Below are 18,461 nucleotides of genomic sequence, written 5' to 3'. Positions count from 1 at the left end.
AATAATAAAAATATCTGGAGACACCATGTCATCCCCAACATTAAAAGTCGGCATCGTCGGCCTGGGCCGGCTGGGCCAGCGCCACGCCATCAACCTGGCGCAGCGCGTGCCGAATGCCGAAGTCGTGGCCGCCTGCAGTCCCGTGCCAGCCGAACTGGACTGGGCCGCCAGCCAGCTCGGCATCACTACCGGCTATGCCGATTACGAGGCCCTGCTGGCCCACCCGGGCCTGGACGCCGTCTTCCTCGTCACGCCCACCTCGCTGCACGCGGACCAGATCATCGCCGCCCTGCGCGCCGGCAAGCACGTGTTTTGCGAAAAACCGCTGTCGCTGGACCTGGCCGACTGCCTGAAGGTGGAAGCGGAAGCGGCGCGCCACCCGCAGCTGACCATCATGATCGGCTTCGTGCGGCGTTTCGACGCCAGCTACCATGACGCGCAGCAAAAGATCGCCCAGGGACTCATCGGCAAGCCGTATCTGGTGCGTTCGCAAACCTGCGACCAGAACGACCCCAGCGGCGCCTTCATGCGCTTCGCCCCCACCAGCGGCGGCATCTTCCTCGATTGCAGCGTGCACGATATCGACCTGGCGCGCTGGCTGCTGGGCAACCCCGCACCCAAGCGCGTGTATGCGAGCGGCACCAACGCCATCCACACGGGCTTGCAGGCGTTCGGCGACGTCGACAATGGCCTGGCGACAGTCGAGTTCAGCGATGGCAGCATGGCCAGCTTCATGGCCTCGCGCACCATGGCGCATGGCCATGAAACCCTGACGGAAGTGTTCGGCACGGGCGGCCGCCTGGCCGTCGGCAGCAATCCGCGCCTGAACCGGGTGGAAATTTCGGATGCGCACGGCGTGCGCAATGAATGCACGCCGGACTTCTATGCCCGCTTCGCCGACGCCTTTTTGATCGAGGCGCAGGAGTTCACGGACGCGGCGCTGGGCCGGCGCACCCTGTCATTGACCTTGCACGACGCGACGGCAGCGACGCGCATCGGCCTGGCCATGACGCAAGCGATGCGCGAGGCACGGCCCGTGGAGTTTTAAACCCAAGGCAGGGACTCAGGCAGCCGGTGCGGGAAATGGCTGCTTGGGTTCGACGGCCAGCCGCAAGCCCATGGCATCGAGGATGGCCGTCAAGGTGCTCAGGGATGGATTGCCATCGGGCGACAGGGTGCGGTACAGCTGGGTAGGATTGAGCTTGGCCGCCTGCGCCACGGCGGGCACGCCGCCAAAGGCGCGCGTCAGCTGGCGCAGCACGCTCAGGAGTTCGCCGTGGTCGCCATCGACGAGGATATTGTTGATCAGTTCAAGTGCGAAGGCGGGATCGTCGCGGTACAGTTCAGCCATCGCTTCGTCATGCGAGCGGTCTCTTGGTGGTTTGCTCATGACCTCTTTCACGTCCTCTTTCATGTCCTCTCTCCTTCCAGTCGTGCCAGCAGGCACAGGCGTATTCGATATCTTTCGACTGCGTGCGCTTGTCGCCACCACACAGCAATAAAATAATCTGGCCCTCGTCGATGGCATAGTAAATACGATAACCGGCGCCCACATCGATGCGCAATTCCCACACGCCGTCGTGGCAAAATTTATGGTCGCCAAAATTACCGGGAATCATGCGCAGCACGCGTCGTACGATGGCCACTCTGGCCGTATTGTCGCGCTGGCGCTTCAGCCATTCCGTATACAAATCCCTGCCCGATGACGTCAGATAGTGCCGGATCTCGTACATCATATTCGTCCATAAACGAAGAAAAATCAAGGGGAAAATCACGTGTATGCGAAAAAAGAAGACCACGTCATCTTGCGGCGAAACCGCGTGACGCAGGTGCCGAATGCCGGAATCACTGATGTATATCAAGATGCGTTTCCCCGGTTACTGTAGAGAAATGATGTGGCGCGTACACGCCTCACGCGCATCCGATTGCGCTATACAATAAGCGCTGCCCAACCGCGAAAAACCCTGCCGCCATGACAAACAACGACAGCAACTCCCCTACTCTCGCCGGCGTGGCCGAACACTACGTCAAGCTGGTCCTGGCCATGGGCCAGCACGATGCCTCGTATGTGGACGCCTATTACGGCCCGCCCGCATGGCAACAGGAGGCGCTAGACCAGCAACTGAGTTTGAGCGACATCAAGGCCGCGACGGACAAGGCGCTGGCCCTGCTGGCCGACGCCCCCTGCCTGCGCGCCGCCAACCTGCGCAAGCAGCTGCAAGCCGTCATGGCGCGCGCGGAGATGCTGCAGGGATCGCGCCTCGATTTCGATACGGAAAGCGCGCGCCTGTACGACGCCGTCTCGCCCCATCACAGCCGCGCATACTATGCAGCACTGGTGGCGCAGATCGACGCCCTGCTGCCTGGCGACGGCACGGTCAGCGACAGGGTCAACGCCTTGCGCGCACAGCTCATCATTCCCGCCGGCAAGCTGCACGCCGTCATGGATGCGGCCATCCGCGCGGGACGCGAGCGCACTTTGCGCTACATCGCCCTGCCCGAAGGCGAAGATTTCATATTGGAATTTGTCACCGACAAGCCATGGAGCGGCTACAACTGGTACAAGGGTAACTACCAGAGCGTGATCCAGATCAATACGGACTTGCCCGTGTACATCGACCGCGCCGTCGATCTCGGCTGCCACGAAGCCTATCCGGGCCACCACGTCTACAACGTGCTGCTCGAGCGCGACCTGGTGCGCGGCAAGGGCTGGATGGAATACTGCATCTATCCGCTGTATTCGCCGCAATCGTTGATCGCCGAAGGCACGGCCAATTACGGCATCGAACTGAGTTTTACGGATGAAGAACGGCTGGCTTTCGAACAACAGGTGCTGTACCCGCTGGCCGGCCTCGACCCGGCGCTGGCGCCCCGCTATGCGCAACTCAACGCGCTGCTGGCCAAACTCGGCTATGCCGACAACGACATCGCGCGCCACTACCTCGAAGGCAGCCTGAGCCGCGAAGAAGCGCTGGAATGGCTGGTCAACGTGCGCCTGTACCCGGCCGAGAAATCCGCGCAGCGCCTGCAGTTCTACGACGCCATGGGCGCGTACGTCATCAATTACAACCTGGGCCAGGACATGGCGAAAGCCTATGTCGAGCGCCAGGGCGCCACGCGCGCCGAGCACTGGGCCGCCTTCCGCGACCTGATGTCCTCGCCGCGCGTGCCCAGCGCACTGCTGGCCGGGTAAAGCTGACGTCGCTTACTGGGCCGGCAGGCGGATGGTCGCTTCCAGGCCGCCGTCGCGGTGGTTGGCCAGGGTCAGCTCGCCGCCGTGGGCCTGGACGATGCTGCGCGCGATACCGAGCCCCAATCCCATGCCATGCGCGTTTTGCTCGCGGCCATGCTCCAGGCGCACATAGGGCTGGAACAGGCTGGCGAACGCCTCTTCGGCCACGCCGGGGCCGTCATCGCGGATGCGGATGACCACGTCGGCGCCCTCGCGGCACGCCGACAGGTGGGCCGTCTTGCCGTAAAACAGGGCATTGTCGAGCAAGTTGCCGATGGCGCGCTTCAGGGCCAGGGGCTTGGCCTTCACGCTCAGGTCCGTCTCCACGTAATGCACGACATGGCCGGCCAGCTGTGTCCCGCGCACCATGCGCCGCAGCAAGGGGTCCAGGCGCACCTCGGTGGCGTTTTCATGGATATCGCTATCCTTCACGCATTGCAGCGCACCCTTGACCATCATGTCCAGCTCATCGAGGTCATCGTGGAATTCGTTGCGCTGCACATCGTCGTCGAGCAATTCCGTGCGCAATTTCAGGCGCGTGATGGGCGTGCGCAAATCATGCGAAATCGAGACGAACAGCCGTTCGCGGTCTTCCAGATAACGCTGGATGCGTTCGCGCATGCCGCTGAAGGCGCGCGCCGTCTGCACGAACTCGCGGCTGCCCGTCTGCGGCAGGGGCGGCGGCGTCTCGCCACGGCCAAACGCTTCGGCCGCGTCCGACAGGGCCGCCAGCGGCCGTGTTGTCCAGCGTACGACGAGAATCGACAGCAGCAGCACGGCCGCCAGCGACAACGCTTGCAGCAATACCCGGTCGAGTGTCCACGGATTACTGCTTTGCAAGAAATACGGGTTGGGCATCAGTGCCGCCAGGTACAGCCAGTTGCCCGGCTCCAGCTCGGCCTGGATCACGAGGACGGGCGCGGGATTCGGTTTCAGCAGCAAGATGTGCTGGACCCAGTTTTCCGGCAAGTCGCCGATGTGCGCGCCGCTGTCGGCCACCACCAGGTCGCTCGGCCAGGCGAAGCCCACGCGGTAGCCGGCCAGCTGCGGCAAGTCGCTCTTCAGCGCCGCGCCCACCGTGGCCACCACCGTATCGGCCAGCGCGTGCGGGGCGATTTCGCGGATGGCCAGCGGCCTCTGGTTGACGTTGACAAAGAAGCGGGTGCCGCCCATCTCGCGAAATTGCTGGATCAGGATGGGGCGGTAGTTGGCCGGCAGGCTGAGGAAGAAACGGATGGTGCTGGCGGCGCTGCGGGCCAGGTGCTGCGACGCCATGCGCGCCTCCACGGCCGAATCGCGGCGCAACTGCGTGGCCCAGATCAGGTTGCCCACCAGTTGCGTGGCCAGCACGCCGGCCACCATCACCACGGACAGGCGGCCCAGCAGCGATGGCGGCAGCAGACGCTCGAGCAGACGGCGCACGCCCCGCTCAGGCATGCCCACTGCTCACGTCGGCCGAGAACACATAACCGGCGCCGCGCACCGTCTTGATCAGCATGGGCTGCTTGCCATCGTCCTTCAGGCGCAGCCGCAGCCGGCTCACCTGCACATCGAGCGAGCGGTCGAGCGGCCCCGCGTCGCGCCCCCGCGTCTGTTCGCACAGCACGCTGCGGTCGAGGATATCGCCCGGATGCTCGACAAAGTAGCGCAGCAGCTGGAAATCGAGGCCCGTCAGCTGCAGCGCTTCGCCATCGGCATCCGTCACCGTGCGCTCCAGCGTGTCCAGGGTGAAGCCGACGAAGCGGTAATAGCGGGGCGGCGCGGCCGCGTCGATGCCCGTGCGGCGGTGGATGGCTTTGATGCGCGCCAGCAATTCGCGCGGGCTGTAGGGCTTGGCGATGTAGTCGTCGGCACCCAGTTCCAGCCCCACCACCCGGTCCGTCTCGTCGGAGCTGGCCGTCAGCATGATGATGGGCACGTTCGAGCGGGCGCGCACCACCTTGCACAGGGCAAAGCCATCCGTGTCCGGCAGCATCACGTCGAGGATCACCAGCGACAGGCTGTCGACGTGGCGGTGGAATTCGGCCAGGAAGGTGGCGCCATCATGCGCCAGGCCCACCTCGTACTGGTTCTTTTCCAGGTAGGCCTTCAACAGCATGCGGGTCTTTTGATCGTCGTCAACGACGAGGATTTTGCGTGACATGGTCTCGTCCTTTTTTATTCAGCGCCTGCAACATGCTGCCGATGCGGCGCTGGGCGTCGGCCGCGCTGATCGTCTCGTTCAGGAAATAGCGGTGCACTTCGGCGATGATGGCATCCTTGCTGGTTTCATCGGTGGCCATGCGGTGCACGAGGCTGGGCGCCTGGAACGCGGCGCCGCGCGCGAATGCCTGCGCCGAGGCGCGCGCGCAGCTGTCCAGGCGAGACAGGTCGGCCTGGCGCAAGGCGGGAATCGACCCCTTCACCTGGCTGTACTCGAGCTGCACGGGCGGCGAAGCGACCACCTGCGCCAGCTTTTCCTGCGCGCCCTGGTGCGTGTAGTCGGACGCGAACATGGCCAGGGTATCGATGCTGTACAGGTGGTAGTCGCCCGTGTCGGGCGCGGCGGCGCAGCCGAATACCTCGTCCGTGGCGCGGCCCCAGGCGTTCAGCTCGCCCTTGACCCAGTCGCCCATGATATACATGGCCGCCTCGCCATCGCCCACCTGGCGCGCCATCTCGGGCCAGCCCTGTTCGCGCAGCGGCGTGCCCATCCATTGTTTCAGCGACCTCAAGCGCTGCAAGGCGTGCCGCAGGCGCGGATCCGCATACGCCTCGGCTTTCTTGTCGACAAACAGGGCGCGGTAATACGCGGGCCCCGATTCAGCCAGCACCAGCGTTTCAAACAAGGTCGCCACCTGCCACGCTTCGCTGCTTTGCGCCAGCGGCGTGATGCCGGCCTGGCGCAGCTTGCCGGCCACGCGCTCGAAGTCGCTCCAGCTGCGCGGCACGGCCAGGCCCAGGCGCTGGAAGATCTTGCGGTTGTAAAACAGGGTATTGATGCGGTGGATGCCGGCCGGCACGCCCATCGTATGGCCGCGGTTTTGCAACAAGCCCCACACGGTGGGATACATGGTTGCGCGCCAGTTGTTGCTGGCGGCGACGCTGTCGAGTTGCAGCAGCAAGCCCAGGTCGCTCCACTCGCCCAAGGTATAGCCGATCAGCTGCATGACTTCCGGCGATTTGCCGGCCAGCACGCGGCTCTTCAAGACCTTGCCCGCGCCGACCCCGGCGCCGCCCGCGATGGCCGCGTCACGCCATTCGACGCCTTCCTGCGCCAGGCGCGCCACCAGCACGTCGGCGGCGCGGCGTTCGCCGGCGGAGGTCCACCAGTGCAGCACCTGCAGCGCTTCGGCCCGCGCGGGCACGCCGCTGCACATGAAGGCAAGCAGCGCCAGCGCCGCCACGCCGCGACGGCGGGCGGCCCCGGCGTGGCGGTCGGCGGTGCTGTGCGGCGGCGTCTTCAATCCTGTCCCCTTGTTCTTGTCGCGACAAACTATAGCCCAACTACAAAACAGCAGGTTGGTAATTTAGTCCCCTGATTTGTAAAGAAACGTGAGCTTTTGTTGCGCTACCTTGCGCACCGCACAAGGAGCCCCATGCGCCCGACGCCCCGCGCGGTGCGCCACGGCAGCGGACATCGGTAAGGAAAGGTAAGCAGGCAGATGTGCGAAGTATGAATTTATGCTTTTAAATCAACAGGATAGGCGAGAGTCGCCGGTGCAATGCCGGACGCTGGCGTCACATTTCCCCCGATGCTACTGTCCGCCAACTGCAGCGTAACAGGCAGCCAAACAAGACCAACACCAACAAGGAGACGACATGCAACTGCATGCAAAAGGCGGCGTGGCCGCGCGCAATACATTGCTGGCCCTGCTGCTGGTCAGCGGCACCGCACAGGCGGGCACGCTCACCATCGAAAGCTGGCGCGTGGATGACAAGACCCTGTGGGAAACGGTGCTCATTCCCGCCTTCCAGAAAAAACATCCGGGCATCGAGATCAAGTTCTCGCCCACGGCCCCGACCGAATACGATTCCACCCTGAACGCGCGCCTGAGCGGCGGCACGGCCGGCGACTTGCTGGCCTGCCGCCCGTTCGACGTCTCGCTGGCCCTGTACAAGCGGGGCCAGCTGGAAAAGCTCGACGGCAAGGCCGGCATGGACAACTTCCCCGCCTCGGCCAAGGTGGCGTGGCAGACGGACGATGGCAAAGACACCTTCTGCATGCCGATCGCGTCCGTCATGCATGGCTTCCTGTACAACAAGAAAATCTTCCGCGAACTGAAACTGCAGCCGCCCGCCACGGAAGAGGAATTCTTCAAGGTGCTGGAAACGGTCAGAAAGAGCGGCAAATATGCGCCCTTGGCCCTGGGCACGGCCGACCAGTGGGAAGCGAACCAGGTGGTGTTTACCAGCATCGGCGCCAATTACTGGAAGGGTGAAGAGGGCCGCAAGGCGCTGATCGCCGGCAAGGCCAAATTTACCGATCCGCAATTCGTCGCCGCCTGGGAATATGAGGCCCGCCTGGGCGGCTACCTGTCCAAGGGCGCCAGCGCGCAAACCTATGGCGACAGCCAGAACCAGTTTGCGCTGGGCAAGGCCGCCATCTACCCATCCGGCTCCTGGGACATCGCCTACTTCAAGCAAGACCCGGAACTGGAACTGGGCGCCTTCAACCCGCCCGTGCGCAAGGCCGGCGACAAGTGCTATATCTCGGACCACACGGACATCGGCATGAGCGTCAACAAGAAGTCGAAGAACAAGGAAGACGCCTACAAATTCCTCGCCTGGCTCGGTTCGCAGGAATTCGCCGACATCTACACCAACAAGGTGACGGGCTTCTTTTCGCTGTCGAACCACCTGATCTCCATCAAGGACCCGCTGGCCAAGCAAATGAACGGCTGGCGCGCCAGTTGCGCCTCGACCATCCGCCTGAACGCGCAAATCCTCAACCGTGGCGAGCCGAGCATGGAAAACGAGCTGTGGAACGTCAATGCCCAGGTCCTGAACGGCAAGCTGGCGCCGAAAGACGCGGCGCGCCAGATCCAGTCCGGCTTTGCCAAGTGGTACAAGCCGCAACAGTAATCACCACGTCTACCCTCCCCGAGCAACCGGCCTGAGCAGTGCGATGCGGCAGCCGGTGGCACGGTTTTGCCGGCGGCCTCGCCGCCGGTGCTTTTCTTCGTCTGGAGTTTCGCCGTGAAAAAAACTTTCCCATGGCACGTGCTCGTGTTCCTGGCCCCGGCGCTGGTCATTTACTCGCTGTTCAGCGCCCTGCCCCTGGCCGATACCCTGCGCCTGGGCCTGTACACGACCGATGAGAGCGGCCAGCACCATTTTGCCGGCCTGGCCAACTACGCCACCATCCTGTTCGACCCGCAATGGTCGCAAAGTTTCTGGAATGCGATGTGGAACAACTGCAAGTTTTTCCTCATCCACATGCTGCTGCAAAATCCCATCGGCCTGCTGCTGGCCACCCTCTTCAGCCTCAAGGGTTTGAAGGGCGAGCGCAGCTACCGCACCCTGATCTTCCTGCCCACCCTGCTGTCCGTCGTCATCATCGGCTTCATCTGGCAGCTGATCTTGTCGCCGCTGTGGGGTGTGGGCCAGTCGCTGATGGATGGCGTGGGCATCGGCAGTTACTTCGCGCCGTGGCTGGGCCAGGAATCGACGGCCCTGCTGACCATCGCCCTCATTTCCGTTTGGCAATACATCGGCATCCCCATGATGCTGATCTATGCGGCCCTGCTGGCCGTGCCCGAGGAAATCATCGAGGCGGCCCACGCGGAAGGCGCCGGCGCCATGCGCATCTTCTGGCAAATCAAGCTGCCGCTGATCTGGCCCACCCTGGGGCTGGTGACCATCCTCACCTTTGTCGCCAACTTCAATGCCTTCGACCTCGTGTATTCCGTGAAAGGCGCGCTGGCGGGACCGAACTACGCCACCGACATCCTCGGCACCTTCTTTTACCGCACCTTCTTCGGTTACCAGGCCCAGCTGGGCAGCCCCACCATGGGCGCTGCCGTGGCCACCATGATGTTCCTCGTGATCCTCGTGGGCGTGGGCGTGTATTTCTTTTTCGTGCAGCGCAAGCTGACACGCTACGAACTGTAAGGGCCGCCATGCGCAATGTTTCCATCCGCCCCCTGGGCCGCGCCGCCGTGCATGCGATCCTGGCCGGCTACACCATCATCGCCCTGTTTCCCATCGTCTTGATCCTGATCAACTCAGTCAAGACGCGGGCCGCCATCTTCGACAATCCGCTGGCCTTGCCCACGCCCTCCACCTTTTCGCTCGTGGGCTTTCACAAGGTGCTGGCCAATTCCGACTTCCTGCTGTACTTCGGCAACAGCCTGTTCGTCACCCTGCTGTCGCTGCTGCTGATCGTGCTGTTCGGCGCCATGGCGGCCTGGGCCTTGTCCGAATACACGTTTACGGGCAACCGCCTGCTGACCCTGTACCTGGCGCTGGGCATCATGATCCCCATCCGCCTGGGCACGGTCTCCATCCTGGAACTGGTGGTGCGGCTCGACCTGATCAACACCTTGACGGCGCTGGTGCTCGTGTACACGGCGCAGGGCCTGCCGCTGGCCGTGATGATTCTGTCCGAATTCGTGCGCCAGGTGCCGCGCGAATTGAAGGATGCGGCGCGCTGCGACGGCGTGGGCGAATTCGCCATCTTCTTCCAGGTGATCCTGCCCCTGATCCGCCCCGCCATCGCCACGGTGGCCGTATTCACCATGATTCCCGCCTGGAACGACCTGTGGTTCCCGCTGATTCTGGCGCCATCGGACCGCACCAAGACCGTCACCTTGGGCGTGCAGCAATTCATCGGGCAATACGTGACGGACTGGAACTCGGTACTGGCGGCGCTATCGCTGGCCGTCATTCCCGTGCTCGTCATGTACGTCATTTTCTCTCGTCAACTGATCCGCGGCCTGACGTCCGGCGCGGTCAAATAATAGGTGCGCCATGGCCCATGTAAGCCTGCAACAACTGACCAAATCCTACGACGGCCGCCACAATGTGCTGGCCGGCATCGACCTCGACATCCGCGACGGTGAATTCGTCGTGCTGGTGGGCCCTTCCGGCTGCGGCAAATCGACCTTGCTGCGCATGCTGTGCGGCCTGGAAAGCATTTCGCAAGGCACCTTGTCCATCGGCGGCAAGGTTGTCAACGACTTGCCGCCGGCCGAACGGGGCATCGCCATGGTCTTCCAGAGCTATGCGCTGTATCCGCACATGAGCGTGTACCGCAACATGGCGTTCGGCCTGAAGATCGCCGGCGCCAGCAAGGAAGCCATCGCCCAGCGCGTGCGCCACGCGGCCGCCATCCTGAAGATCGACCACCTGCTGGAACGCCTGCCGCGCGAACTGTCGGGCGGCCAGCGCCAGAGGGTGGCCATCGGCCGCGCCATCGTGCGCGAACCGCAGCTGTTCCTGTTCGACGAGCCGCTGTCGAACCTCGACGCGGCCCTGCGCGTGCAGACGCGCCTGGAAATTGCCAAACTGCACCGCCAGTTGAACGCCACCATCGTCTACGTCACGCACGACCAGGTCGAGGCGATGACCCTGGGCGACAAGATCGTCGTCATGCATGGCGGCCATATCCAGCAGGCGGGCACGCCTTTGGAACTGTACCAGCAGCCGGCGAACCGCTTCGTGGCCGGCTTCATCGGCGCGCCGATGATGAATTTCTTCGAGGGCAAGGTCGTCGCCGCGCAGGACGATGGCGTGCGCGTGGCCCTGGCCAGCGGCCAGGAAATCACGGCCCTCGTCGATCCGGCCGACCTGCTGCCGGACGACGCCGTCACGGTGGGCCTGCGGGCCGAACACATCCTGGAAAACGGCGACGGCAGCGCCCGCTTCCAGGGCGTCGTCAGCCTGGTGGAACACCTGGGCGAAGCCAATTTTATCTACCTGGCGCTGGACAACGGCCAGGAACTGGTGATACGCGGCGACGGCAACAACCGCGTGCCGCTGGGCCAGCTTTTCACAGTCTCGGCCGCCAGCAGCGCCTTCCATTTGTTCGATGCGCAAGGCGTGGCGCGCACGCGGCGCCAGCCCGGCAACCTGATTTCATCGAAACAGATATTGGCCGCCTGAGCCTTTCCGCCCAGACAGCTCCCCGATTGGATCGGCAGCGATCCGGTACGACGTGCCCAAGCACGCATTTTGATAACGACAAGGAGATTGTATGCAACACCCGATGAAGACCTCGCTGGCCCTGGCCTGCGCCATGCTGCTGGCCTGCGGCGCCGCCCACGCCAGCGATGCCGAAGGCGAATACCACGGCTACTTCCGCGCCGGCCTCGGCTCGAGTACGGACAGCCGCGGCCCGCAAAGCTGCTACGGCCTGGGCGGCAACACCATGCGCTACCGGCTCGGCAACGAATGCGACACCTATGGCGAATTCGAATACCAGAAGGAAATGGCCAAGTCGGCCAACGGCGTCAGCTTCGTCGGCCATATCATGGTGGCCGCCTATACGCCCAGCTCCGCCGTCAGCGATTCGGACCTGAGCATGTCGAAGATGTACGTGGAAGCGAAAAACATCGAAATCCTCAACGGCGGCACGGCCTGGATCGGCAAGCGCTACTACATGCGTCCCGACATCCACATGCTGGACTTGCAATACATCAATATGAACGGCACTGGCGGCGGCATCGACCAGTACAAGCTGGGACCGGGCCGCATCAGCTATGGTTTCTTCAAGGATAACGACAAGCCCGGCAACTCGGCCATCCGGCAAAACCTCGTCTACCAGGGCATCCCCATCAATCAGGATGGCACGCTGGAAGTGCTGACCACCCTGATCACGCCCGACAAGAAGGACAGCACCTCGCACAGCGGCTGGCAAGCCACCGTGCTGCACAAGCAGGATAAAGTGTGGGGCGGCGCCAACACCTTCGGCATCCAGTACGGCGTCGGGCCGGGCACGGGCGCCGGCGGCCAGTGCTGCAACCGCATGGGCACGACGGGCTCGATCCGCAACGGCAGCGACGTCACGCGCTTGCGCATCTTCAATTCGCTGTGGATACAGCCGACGCCGGAATGGAGCGCGGAAATGATCGCCATCGTGCAGCGCGACAAATCCGACGCCACGGGCGGCAGCTCGACCTGGACCACCCTGGGCGTGCGCCCCGTATATGCCGTCAACGACAACTTCAAGCTGCAGTTCGAACTGGGCACGGACCGCGTGACCTCGCCCACGGGCGGCGCCGCGCAGCGCCTGACCAAGCTGACCTTCGCGCCCACCCTGACGGCGGGCAAGGGTTACTGGTCGCGTCCCGAGCTGCGCGCCTTTGTCACCTACGGCAAATGGAACGACGCCGCCACGGCCGCCGTCAACAAGGCCAATGAATCGGGCCCCGTGTATGGCAACGCCACCAGCGGTACCTCGTTCGGCCTGCAAGTGGAGACGTGGTTTTAGGAAGCTGTCTTGATATGGCGCAGTGCACGCGCCTATCGGACTGCGCGAAATCGCGTGCCGCGCTATGCTGCACGCCATACCGCTCACTTCGGAGGCCGCATGCACGCCGCATTCCCCCGGGCCGCCGCCGCGCTGGCCCTCGTTTTCACCAGCATGGCCTGGGCCCGCGACGCCGCCGTCGCGCCGGCACCGGTCCTGAGCGCGCGCCAGCAGGCGCTGATGGCGACCGTCGTGGGCAGCGCCGCCCATCCGCGCATCCTGCAGGTACGCCTCGATGAACTGCATCCGACCCAGCCGGCCATCGGCTACGACCAGGTGTATTACAAGCTGGGACGCTATGCGGCCGAGGAAAAGCACCTCGCCGACATCGCCAAGCCGAAGAGATTCGCCGACCTGTGCGAAGCCAATGGCCAGGGCGACGTCTTGCCCAACACGGCCAATGTGCCTGGCGCCACCCTGGCCGCGCCACCGGCCGGCTACCGCTGCAAGGCGGCCGTGGGCAGCCGTCCGGGCGACATGAAGACCGTCGTCATCGGCCCGCGCGGCATCGTGTACCTGACCGATGGCCACCACACGTTTTCCACATTTTGGGAGGCCGACGGCGGGCGCAATCGGCAAATGAAAGTCTGGGTCAAGGTCAGCGACAATTTCAGCGCGCTGGGCGAAGCGGCGTTCTGGACGCGCATGCGCGAGGAAAACAAGGTGCGGCTGAAAAATGGCCGCAATCAGGCCATCACGCCGCGGCAGCTGCCGTCCGCCATCGGCCTGCAGTCCCTGGGCGACGACCCATACCGCTCGCTCGTCTACTTTACGCGCGGGATCGGCTACGAGCCGCCGGAGCACGCCACGGAATTTCTCGAGTTTTACTGGGCCGACTGGCTGCGCGGCATGCCGGCGCTGGACCTGGTACGGGTCGACCTGCGCGATCCCGCCGCGTATGCGAATGCGGTCCTGCTGGCCGCGCAGGCGATGGTGGCGCTGCAACCGGACGATATCGTCAGCGGCGGCAAGAGCGCGCGCGAACTGGGCGCCCTGCGGGAAGTCAACCGGGAAGCGTTCGATGAGCTGATCGACGACAAGGGCAAGCTGCGCCACGCCATCGCCTATAAAAAATCGCTGGCGCAATAAGCGGCTGCGTAAACGACAACGGCCCGCCTGTCATGCGACAAGCGGGCCGTTTCTGGATACAACGCTTAGGCGATGCGTTCGCCGTTGGCCGGATCGAACAGGGCCGCTTTCGACAGGTTGAACGACAGCTGCATGGTCTGTCCCGGCAGCACGGCTTCGCGCGGATGCGTGCGGCAAGTCACGGCCGCGCCGTTCAAACGCGTCGTCAGCAAGGTGTCGGGGCCGGTCGGCTCGACCAGGTCGATCAGGCAACCGAGTTCCTGGCCCACGTCGCCGTGCGCGCTGCTCATGTCCGTGATCTGTTCCGGACGCACGCCCAGGATCACGTCGCGGCCCGCATAGCTGCGCAGCTTGTCGGCGGCGAACGGCAAGGCCAGGCGCAAGCTCTTGCCCGCGTTCTCGATGGCGACAAACACCTCGCTCCCCTCGATGACAGGCTTGACGGTAATGAAGTTCATCGATGGCGAGCCGATGAAACCGGCCACGAACAGGTTGGCCGGGTTGTCGTAGATTTCCTGCGGCGTGCCCAGTTGCTGCACCACCCCATCCTTCATGACGGCGATCAGGTCGCCCATGGTCATCGCCTCGATCTGGTCATGCGTGACGTAGACGATGGTGGCCTTCAGGCGCTGGTGCAGCAGCTTGATCTCGGCGCGCATTTCCACGCGCAGCTTGGCGTCCAGGTTCGACAGCGGTTCGTCGAACAGGAACAGCGACGGCTTGCGCGAAATGGCGCGGCCCATGGCCACGCGCTGGCGCTGGCCGCCAGACAGCTGCGCCGGACGGCGATCCAGCAAATGCGTGATCTGCAGGGTTTCGGCGACGCGGGCGACGATTTCTTCCTGCTCCGCCTTCGGCACTTTTTTCACGTTCAAGCCGAACGCGATGTTTTCGCGCACCGTCATCGACGGATACAGCGCGTACGACTGGAACACCATGGCGATGTCGCGGTCCTTCGGCGGCAGGTCGTTGACGACCTTGCCGTCGATGAGGATTTCGCCCGAGGTGACGCTTTCCAGGCCGGCCACCATATTGAGCAAGGTCGACTTGCCGGAGCCGGAGCCGCCGACGAGGATCAGGAACTGGCCGTCCTTGATCTCGATGTCGATGCCCTTGAGGACTTCGACGCCATTCGTGTACACCTTGCGGATGCTGCGTATCGATAAACTGGACATATTCTTTCCTTAACCTTTGACTGCGCCTGCGGTCAGACCGCGCACAAAATAACGGCCTGCGACCAGATAGACCAGCAGGGTCGGCAGCGCGGCAATCACCGCGGCGGCCATGTTGACGTTGTATTCCTTCACGCCCGTGGACGTGTTGACCAGGTTGTTCAAGCCCACCGTGATCGGCTGCGAATCGCCGCTGGCGAAGACGATACCGAACAGGAAGTCGTTCCAGATCTGCGTGAATTGCCAGATGATGCAGACGACGAAAATCGGACCCGAAATCGGCAGCACGATCTTGCGGAAGATCAGGAAGAAGCCGGCGCCGTCGATGCGGGCCGCCTTGATCAGTTCTTCCGGCACGCCGATGTAGTAGTTACGGAAGAACAGGGTCGTGAACGCCGTGCCATACACCACGTGCACGAAGACGAGGCCCGTGGTGGTATTGGCCAGGCCGAATTCGCCCAGCAAGCGCGCCATCGGCAGGATCACGACCTGGAACGGAATGAAGCAGCCCACCAGCAAGGCGGCAAACAGGATTTCCGAGCCGCGGAAGCGCCAGTGCGCGAACACATAGCCGTTGAAGGCGCCCAGGAAGGTCGAGATCAGCACGGCGGGAATCACCATCTTGATCGAGTTCCAGAAGAACGGCTGCATGCCGTCGCAGGTGACGCCCGTGCAGGCCGAAGACCAGGCCTTGGACCAGGAATCGAACTGCCATACGTGCGGCAAGGCCAGCAGGTTGCCGCTGCGGATCTCGTCGAGCGACTTGAACGACGTCGACAGGGTCACGTACAGGGGCACGATGTAGTACACCGCGAACAGGATCAGCAGCAGGTATAACACCACCCGTCCCAGGGTGAGTTTGTTGTTACGTGTAGGAGTGTGTGTCATCTCATCGCCTTTGCGCTGCGCGTTTCCAGATACATCAGCGGCACCAGCACGGCCACGATGGTGGCCAGCATCATCATTGCCGATGCCGAGCCCAGGCCCAGCTGGCCGCGGGTGAAGGAAAACTGGTACATGAAGATGGCCGGCACGGACGACGAGTTGCCAGGTCCGCCAGCCGTCAGTGCGATGACCAGGTCGAAGCTCTTGATGGCGATATGCGCGAGGATCAGCAGCACGCTGAAGAACACGGGACGCATGGCGGGAATCACGATGCGCCAGTAGATCGTCGGCAAGGATGCGCCATCGACTTGCGCCGCCTTGATGATTTCATCGTCGATGCCGCGCAGGCCGGCCAGGAACAGGGCCATGACAAAACCCGACGACTGCCATACGCCGGCGATCACCACCGTGTAGATGGCCATGTCGGAGTTCACCAGCCAGTCGAAGGTGAACGACGTCCAGCCCCAGTCGTGCATGACCTTTTCCAGGCCCAGGCTCGGATTGAGCATCCATTTCCACGCCGTGCCGGTGACGATGAAGGACAGCGCCATCGGATACAGGTAGATGGCGCGCAGCGCGCCTTCGGCGCGGATTTTCTGGTCCAGCAGGATAGCCAGGAACAGGCCGATGGCGATGCTGCAACCGATGAACAGGACACCGAAGATGCCGAGGTTCTTGAGCGAGGTCCACCAGCGCTCGTTGTCGAACAGCTCGACGTATTGCACCAGGCCGGCGAACTCGTAGTTCGGCATCAGCCGCGATTCGGTCAGCGACAGCCAACCGGTCAAAAAGATAAAACCATAGACGAATACCAGGCTGGCGATGAGCGTGGGGCCCAGCACCATCTGCGGTATCCACCGGTCGAATTGCTTGCGTATGGACATAGGACAGCCGTAGAAGTAAAAACTGCGTGTGGCGCCGGCCTGGCCGAAGCCAGGGCGGACGCCTGCGATGCATGCGATGCAGCGGGCGCCGGCGGGAGTGCCGGCGCCGTCGTGATTACTTCACTTTTGCCGCTTTGGCCAGGGCGGCAACCGCGTCTTTCGAGCTCATGTTGGTATTCATGAACTTGGCGATGACGTCGGTCACGGCGCCTTGCGTGGCCGATGGCAGCGCCATGCCGTGGGCAAACGACGGCACCAGGCCGCCGGACTTGTTGGTGGCGTCCATGTCTTCCATCGATTTCAGGGCGCAAGCGTCAAACTTGTCCTTGGAAACGCCGGAACGCACGGGGATGGAACCCTTGTTCAGGTTGAAGATCGACTGGAACTTCGGATTCATGATGGCGTTGGCCAGCGCGATCTGCCCTTTCTTCGCATTCGCATCCTTTTGCGTGAACATGGCAAACGAATCGATGTTGAAGGTGTAGGCCTTGTCCGTGCCAGGCGCTGCCACGCACAGGTAGTCCTTGCCCGGCACCTTGCCGGCGGCCGTGAACTCGCCCTTGGCCCAGTCGCCCATGAACTGGAAGCCGGCCTTGTTGTTGATGACCATGGCGGTCGCCAGGTTCCAGTCGCGGCCTGCCGCATCCTTGTCGATGTAGGTCTTCACCTTGCCCAGAGTGTCGAACACCTTGAGCATCGTCGGGCCGGTCAATTCCTTCTGATCCAGCTTGAGGATGGCTTTCTTGTAGAACTCCGTGCCGCCCACGCCCAGCGCGACGGATTCAAACACGGTGGCGTCCTGCCAAGGCTGGCCGCCGTGGGCGATCGCGATGCCGCCCGACTTCTTGATTTTCTCGGCCGCGTCGAAGAACGCATCCCAGGTCGTCGGGGTGGTGGCCACGCCGGCTTTTTTCAGCACTTCCGGATTGACCCACATCCAGTTGACGCGGTGGACGTTGACGGGAGCGGCAACGTAGTGGCCCTTGTATTTCATGATGTCGGCGACGACTTTCGGCAGCACGGCATCCCATTTGCCTGGAATGGCGGCATCATCGATATTGGCCAGCACGCCTTCAGCGCCCCATTCCTGGATCGATGGGCCCTTGATCTGGGCGGCCGTCGGCGGATTGCCGGAAATGACGCGGGTTTTCAGTGCGGTCGCGGCATTTTCGCCAGCGCCGCCAGCCACGGCGAAGTCTTTCCAGCCGAAGCCGCTTTCCTTCACGATTTGCTGCAACTGGCCCACGGACTTCGCTTCGCCGCCGGAAGTCCAGTAGTGCAACACTTCCACGTCGGTCGCAAAGGCGCTGCCGGCGAATGCCAGGGTGGTCAATGCGGCCAGTTGGGTAATCTTGAATTTCAGTTTCATCTCCACATTCCTTTTTTGATCAAGCTTTTAGGGGGCTTCGGCATACGGGGGCCGAAAAAGGTGAAATCTGCGCCTGTGCCGGCGCTCTTGTGCTCAGACCCGCTTGCAAACGGGCATCATCTTGGTGTAAAGACGGCGCCGTGATCCATGACATGCTTACTGCGTATTTATATCACGGGACGGCGCCAAAAACGCATCCGCGAAGGATGCGCCAGGTTGATCTGCACTTACAAACGTCAACACTGAACAAAACCGTTTGGTTCGGTGTTTAGAACCAGGTTTCGACTTGGAAGCCGTACGAGGTGCCGCTGGTATTGTTGTTGTAGATCGGGCCGCCGTTGTTCGACGCATTGACCGAGGCGGTGGCCGCATCGTTCCA

At 63.1% G+C, this 18,461-nt stretch carries 17 protein-coding genes; 8 read left to right on the top strand and 9 right to left on the bottom strand.

Going from position 1 to position 18,461, the window contains the following annotated elements; genetic code table 11:
* The first annotated feature begins 25 nt into the window (after positions 1-25).
* Positions 26-1,048: a Gfo/Idh/MocA family oxidoreductase gene (locus IGS55_RS00085; RefSeq protein ID WP_230518718.1), complete on the top strand. Its 1,023-nt coding sequence runs from the start codon at positions 26-28 to the stop codon at positions 1,046-1,048.
* Positions 1,049-1,063: 15 nt separating this feature from the next.
* Here the strand turns inward: IGS55_RS00085 and IGS55_RS00080 are convergent, their stop codons facing one another.
* Both IGS55_RS00080 and IGS55_RS00075 read right to left on the bottom strand, forming a co-directional pair.
* The gene (locus IGS55_RS00080; RefSeq protein ID WP_230518719.1) at positions 1,064-1,390 is read right to left on the bottom strand and encodes a helix-turn-helix domain-containing transcriptional regulator; all 327 of its coding nucleotides are present in this window, start codon (positions 1,388-1,390) and stop codon (positions 1,064-1,066) included.
* Positions 1,359-1,862 carry a type II toxin-antitoxin system RelE/ParE family toxin gene (locus tag IGS55_RS00075; protein ID WP_442908126.1) on the bottom strand — a complete coding sequence of 168 codons (504 nt, stop codon included), beginning with the start codon at positions 1,860-1,862 and terminating at the stop codon, positions 1,359-1,361. Before IGS55_RS00075 ends, IGS55_RS00080 begins: the two co-directional genes overlap by 32 nt.
* Positions 1,863-1,972: 110 nt before the next feature.
* On the opposite strand from IGS55_RS00075, the gene IGS55_RS00070 reads away from it, so the two are divergent.
* Positions 1,973-3,193: a hypothetical protein gene (locus tag IGS55_RS00070; RefSeq protein ID WP_230518720.1), complete on the top strand. Its 1,221-nt coding sequence runs from the start codon at positions 1,973-1,975 to the stop codon at positions 3,191-3,193.
* 12 nt (positions 3,194-3,205) lie between these two features.
* Here IGS55_RS00070 and IGS55_RS00065 read toward each other — a convergent pair whose 3' ends face one another.
* The 3 genes from IGS55_RS00065 to IGS55_RS00055 are packed head-to-tail and all read right to left on the bottom strand — an operon-like array spanning position 3,206 to position 6,678.
* Positions 3,206-4,669, bottom strand: a complete 1,464-nt coding sequence (locus IGS55_RS00065; protein WP_230518721.1) for an ATP-binding protein — start codon at positions 4,667-4,669, stop codon at positions 3,206-3,208.
* A complete protein-coding gene (locus tag IGS55_RS00060; protein ID WP_034757625.1) occupies positions 4,662-5,375 on the bottom strand; it encodes a response regulator in 714 nt (237 codons plus the stop codon). The genes IGS55_RS00065 and IGS55_RS00060 overlap by 8 nt, the downstream gene beginning before the upstream one ends.
* On the bottom strand, positions 5,350-6,678 hold the full coding sequence (locus tag IGS55_RS00055) for an ABC transporter substrate-binding protein (RefSeq protein ID WP_230518722.1): 1,329 nt from the start codon (positions 6,676-6,678) through the stop codon (positions 5,350-5,352). The genes IGS55_RS00060 and IGS55_RS00055 overlap by 26 nt, the downstream gene beginning before the upstream one ends.
* A 355-nt stretch (positions 6,679-7,033) precedes the next feature.
* Between IGS55_RS00055 and IGS55_RS00050 the strand changes: the two genes are divergently transcribed.
* From IGS55_RS00050 to IGS55_RS00025, 6 genes are all read left to right on the top strand, one after another.
* Positions 7,034-8,296 (top strand): ABC transporter substrate-binding protein, encoded by a 1,263-nt coding sequence (locus IGS55_RS00050; RefSeq protein WP_230518723.1) that lies wholly within the window; start codon positions 7,034-7,036, stop codon positions 8,294-8,296.
* Positions 8,297-8,410: 114 nt separating this feature from the next.
* Positions 8,411-9,325 carry a carbohydrate ABC transporter permease gene (locus IGS55_RS00045; RefSeq protein ID WP_230518724.1) on the top strand — a complete coding sequence of 305 codons (915 nt, stop codon included), beginning with the start codon at positions 8,411-8,413 and terminating at the stop codon, positions 9,323-9,325.
* Positions 9,326-9,333: 8 nt separating this feature from the next.
* Positions 9,334-10,173 (top strand): carbohydrate ABC transporter permease, encoded by an 840-nt coding sequence (locus IGS55_RS00040; RefSeq protein WP_230518725.1) that lies wholly within the window; start codon positions 9,334-9,336, stop codon positions 10,171-10,173.
* Positions 10,174-10,183: 10 nt separating this feature from the next.
* Positions 10,184-11,317, top strand: coding sequence for an ABC transporter ATP-binding protein (locus IGS55_RS00035; RefSeq protein ID WP_230518726.1), 1,134 nt, complete (start codon positions 10,184-10,186; stop codon positions 11,315-11,317).
* 91 nt (positions 11,318-11,408) lie between these two features.
* Positions 11,409-12,644 carry a maltoporin gene (locus IGS55_RS00030; RefSeq protein ID WP_230518727.1) on the top strand — a complete coding sequence of 412 codons (1,236 nt, stop codon included), beginning with the start codon at positions 11,409-11,411 and terminating at the stop codon, positions 12,642-12,644.
* A gap of 99 nt (positions 12,645-12,743) precedes the next feature.
* The gene (locus IGS55_RS00025; RefSeq protein ID WP_230518728.1) at positions 12,744-13,772 is read left to right on the top strand and encodes a ParB/Srx family N-terminal domain-containing protein; all 1,029 of its coding nucleotides are present in this window, start codon (positions 12,744-12,746) and stop codon (positions 13,770-13,772) included.
* Positions 13,773-13,837: 65 nt separating this feature from the next.
* Here IGS55_RS00025 and IGS55_RS00020 read toward each other — a convergent pair whose 3' ends face one another.
* The 4 genes from IGS55_RS00020 to IGS55_RS00005 form a co-directional block, all read right to left on the bottom strand.
* Positions 13,838-14,947 carry an ABC transporter ATP-binding protein gene (locus IGS55_RS00020; protein WP_230518729.1) on the bottom strand — a complete coding sequence of 370 codons (1,110 nt, stop codon included), beginning with the start codon at positions 14,945-14,947 and terminating at the stop codon, positions 13,838-13,840.
* A 9-nt stretch (positions 14,948-14,956) separates the two neighbouring features.
* Positions 14,957-15,832, bottom strand: a complete 876-nt coding sequence (locus IGS55_RS00015; protein ID WP_034757607.1) for a carbohydrate ABC transporter permease — start codon at positions 15,830-15,832, stop codon at positions 14,957-14,959.
* Entirely contained in the window at positions 15,829-16,713 is an 885-nt protein-coding gene (locus IGS55_RS00010) for a carbohydrate ABC transporter permease (RefSeq protein WP_010397323.1), read from the bottom strand. The genes IGS55_RS00015 and IGS55_RS00010 overlap by 4 nt, the downstream gene beginning before the upstream one ends.
* A gap of 115 nt (positions 16,714-16,828) precedes the next feature.
* Positions 16,829-18,082 carry an ABC transporter substrate-binding protein gene (locus IGS55_RS00005; protein ID WP_034757604.1) on the bottom strand — a complete coding sequence of 418 codons (1,254 nt, stop codon included), beginning with the start codon at positions 18,080-18,082 and terminating at the stop codon, positions 16,829-16,831.
* Positions 18,083-18,461 lie beyond the last annotated feature (379 nt).

The sequence above is a fragment of the Janthinobacterium sp. EB271-G4-3-2 genome (assembly GCF_020858035.1).
GTDB lineage: Bacteria > Pseudomonadota > Gammaproteobacteria > Burkholderiales > Burkholderiaceae_D > Janthinobacterium > Janthinobacterium aestuarii.
The sequence above is the reverse complement of the archived record's forward strand: the minus strand, read 5'-3'. Positions and strand labels throughout refer to the sequence as shown.

Bases quoted from the DNA above. Each gene is read 5' to 3' on its own strand.
- IGS55_RS00010 (WP_010397323.1), bottom strand. From the start codon at position 16,713: ATGTCCATACGCAAGCAATTCGACCGGTGGATACCGCAGATGGTGCTG.
- IGS55_RS00040 (WP_230518725.1), top strand. From the start codon at position 9,334: ATGCGCAATGTTTCCATCCGCCCCCTGGGCCGCGCCGCCGTGCATGCG.
- IGS55_RS00005 (WP_034757604.1), bottom strand. From the start codon at position 18,082: ATGAAACTGAAATTCAAGATTACCCAACTGGCCGCATTGACCACCCTG.
- IGS55_RS00085 (WP_230518718.1), top strand. From the start codon at position 26: ATGTCATCCCCAACATTAAAAGTCGGCATCGTCGGCCTGGGCCGGCTG.
- IGS55_RS00080 (WP_230518719.1), bottom strand. From the start codon at position 1,390: ATGAGCAAACCACCAAGAGACCGCTCGCATGACGAAGCGATGGCTGAA.
- IGS55_RS00015 (WP_034757607.1), bottom strand. From the start codon at position 15,832: ATGACACACACTCCTACACGTAACAACAAACTCACCCTGGGACGGGTG.
- IGS55_RS00020 (WP_230518729.1), bottom strand. From the start codon at position 14,947: ATGTCCAGTTTATCGATACGCAGCATCCGCAAGGTGTACACGAATGGC.
- IGS55_RS00035 (WP_230518726.1), top strand. From the start codon at position 10,184: ATGGCCCATGTAAGCCTGCAACAACTGACCAAATCCTACGACGGCCGC.
- IGS55_RS00030 (WP_230518727.1), top strand. From the start codon at position 11,409: ATGCAACACCCGATGAAGACCTCGCTGGCCCTGGCCTGCGCCATGCTG.
- IGS55_RS00070 (WP_230518720.1), top strand. From the start codon at position 1,973: ATGACAAACAACGACAGCAACTCCCCTACTCTCGCCGGCGTGGCCGAA.
- IGS55_RS00065 (WP_230518721.1), bottom strand. From the start codon at position 4,669: ATGCCTGAGCGGGGCGTGCGCCGTCTGCTCGAGCGTCTGCTGCCGCCA.
- IGS55_RS00050 (WP_230518723.1), top strand. From the start codon at position 7,034: ATGCAACTGCATGCAAAAGGCGGCGTGGCCGCGCGCAATACATTGCTG.
- IGS55_RS00060 (WP_034757625.1), bottom strand. From the start codon at position 5,375: ATGTCACGCAAAATCCTCGTCGTTGACGACGATCAAAAGACCCGCATG.
- IGS55_RS00025 (WP_230518728.1), top strand. From the start codon at position 12,744: ATGCACGCCGCATTCCCCCGGGCCGCCGCCGCGCTGGCCCTCGTTTTC.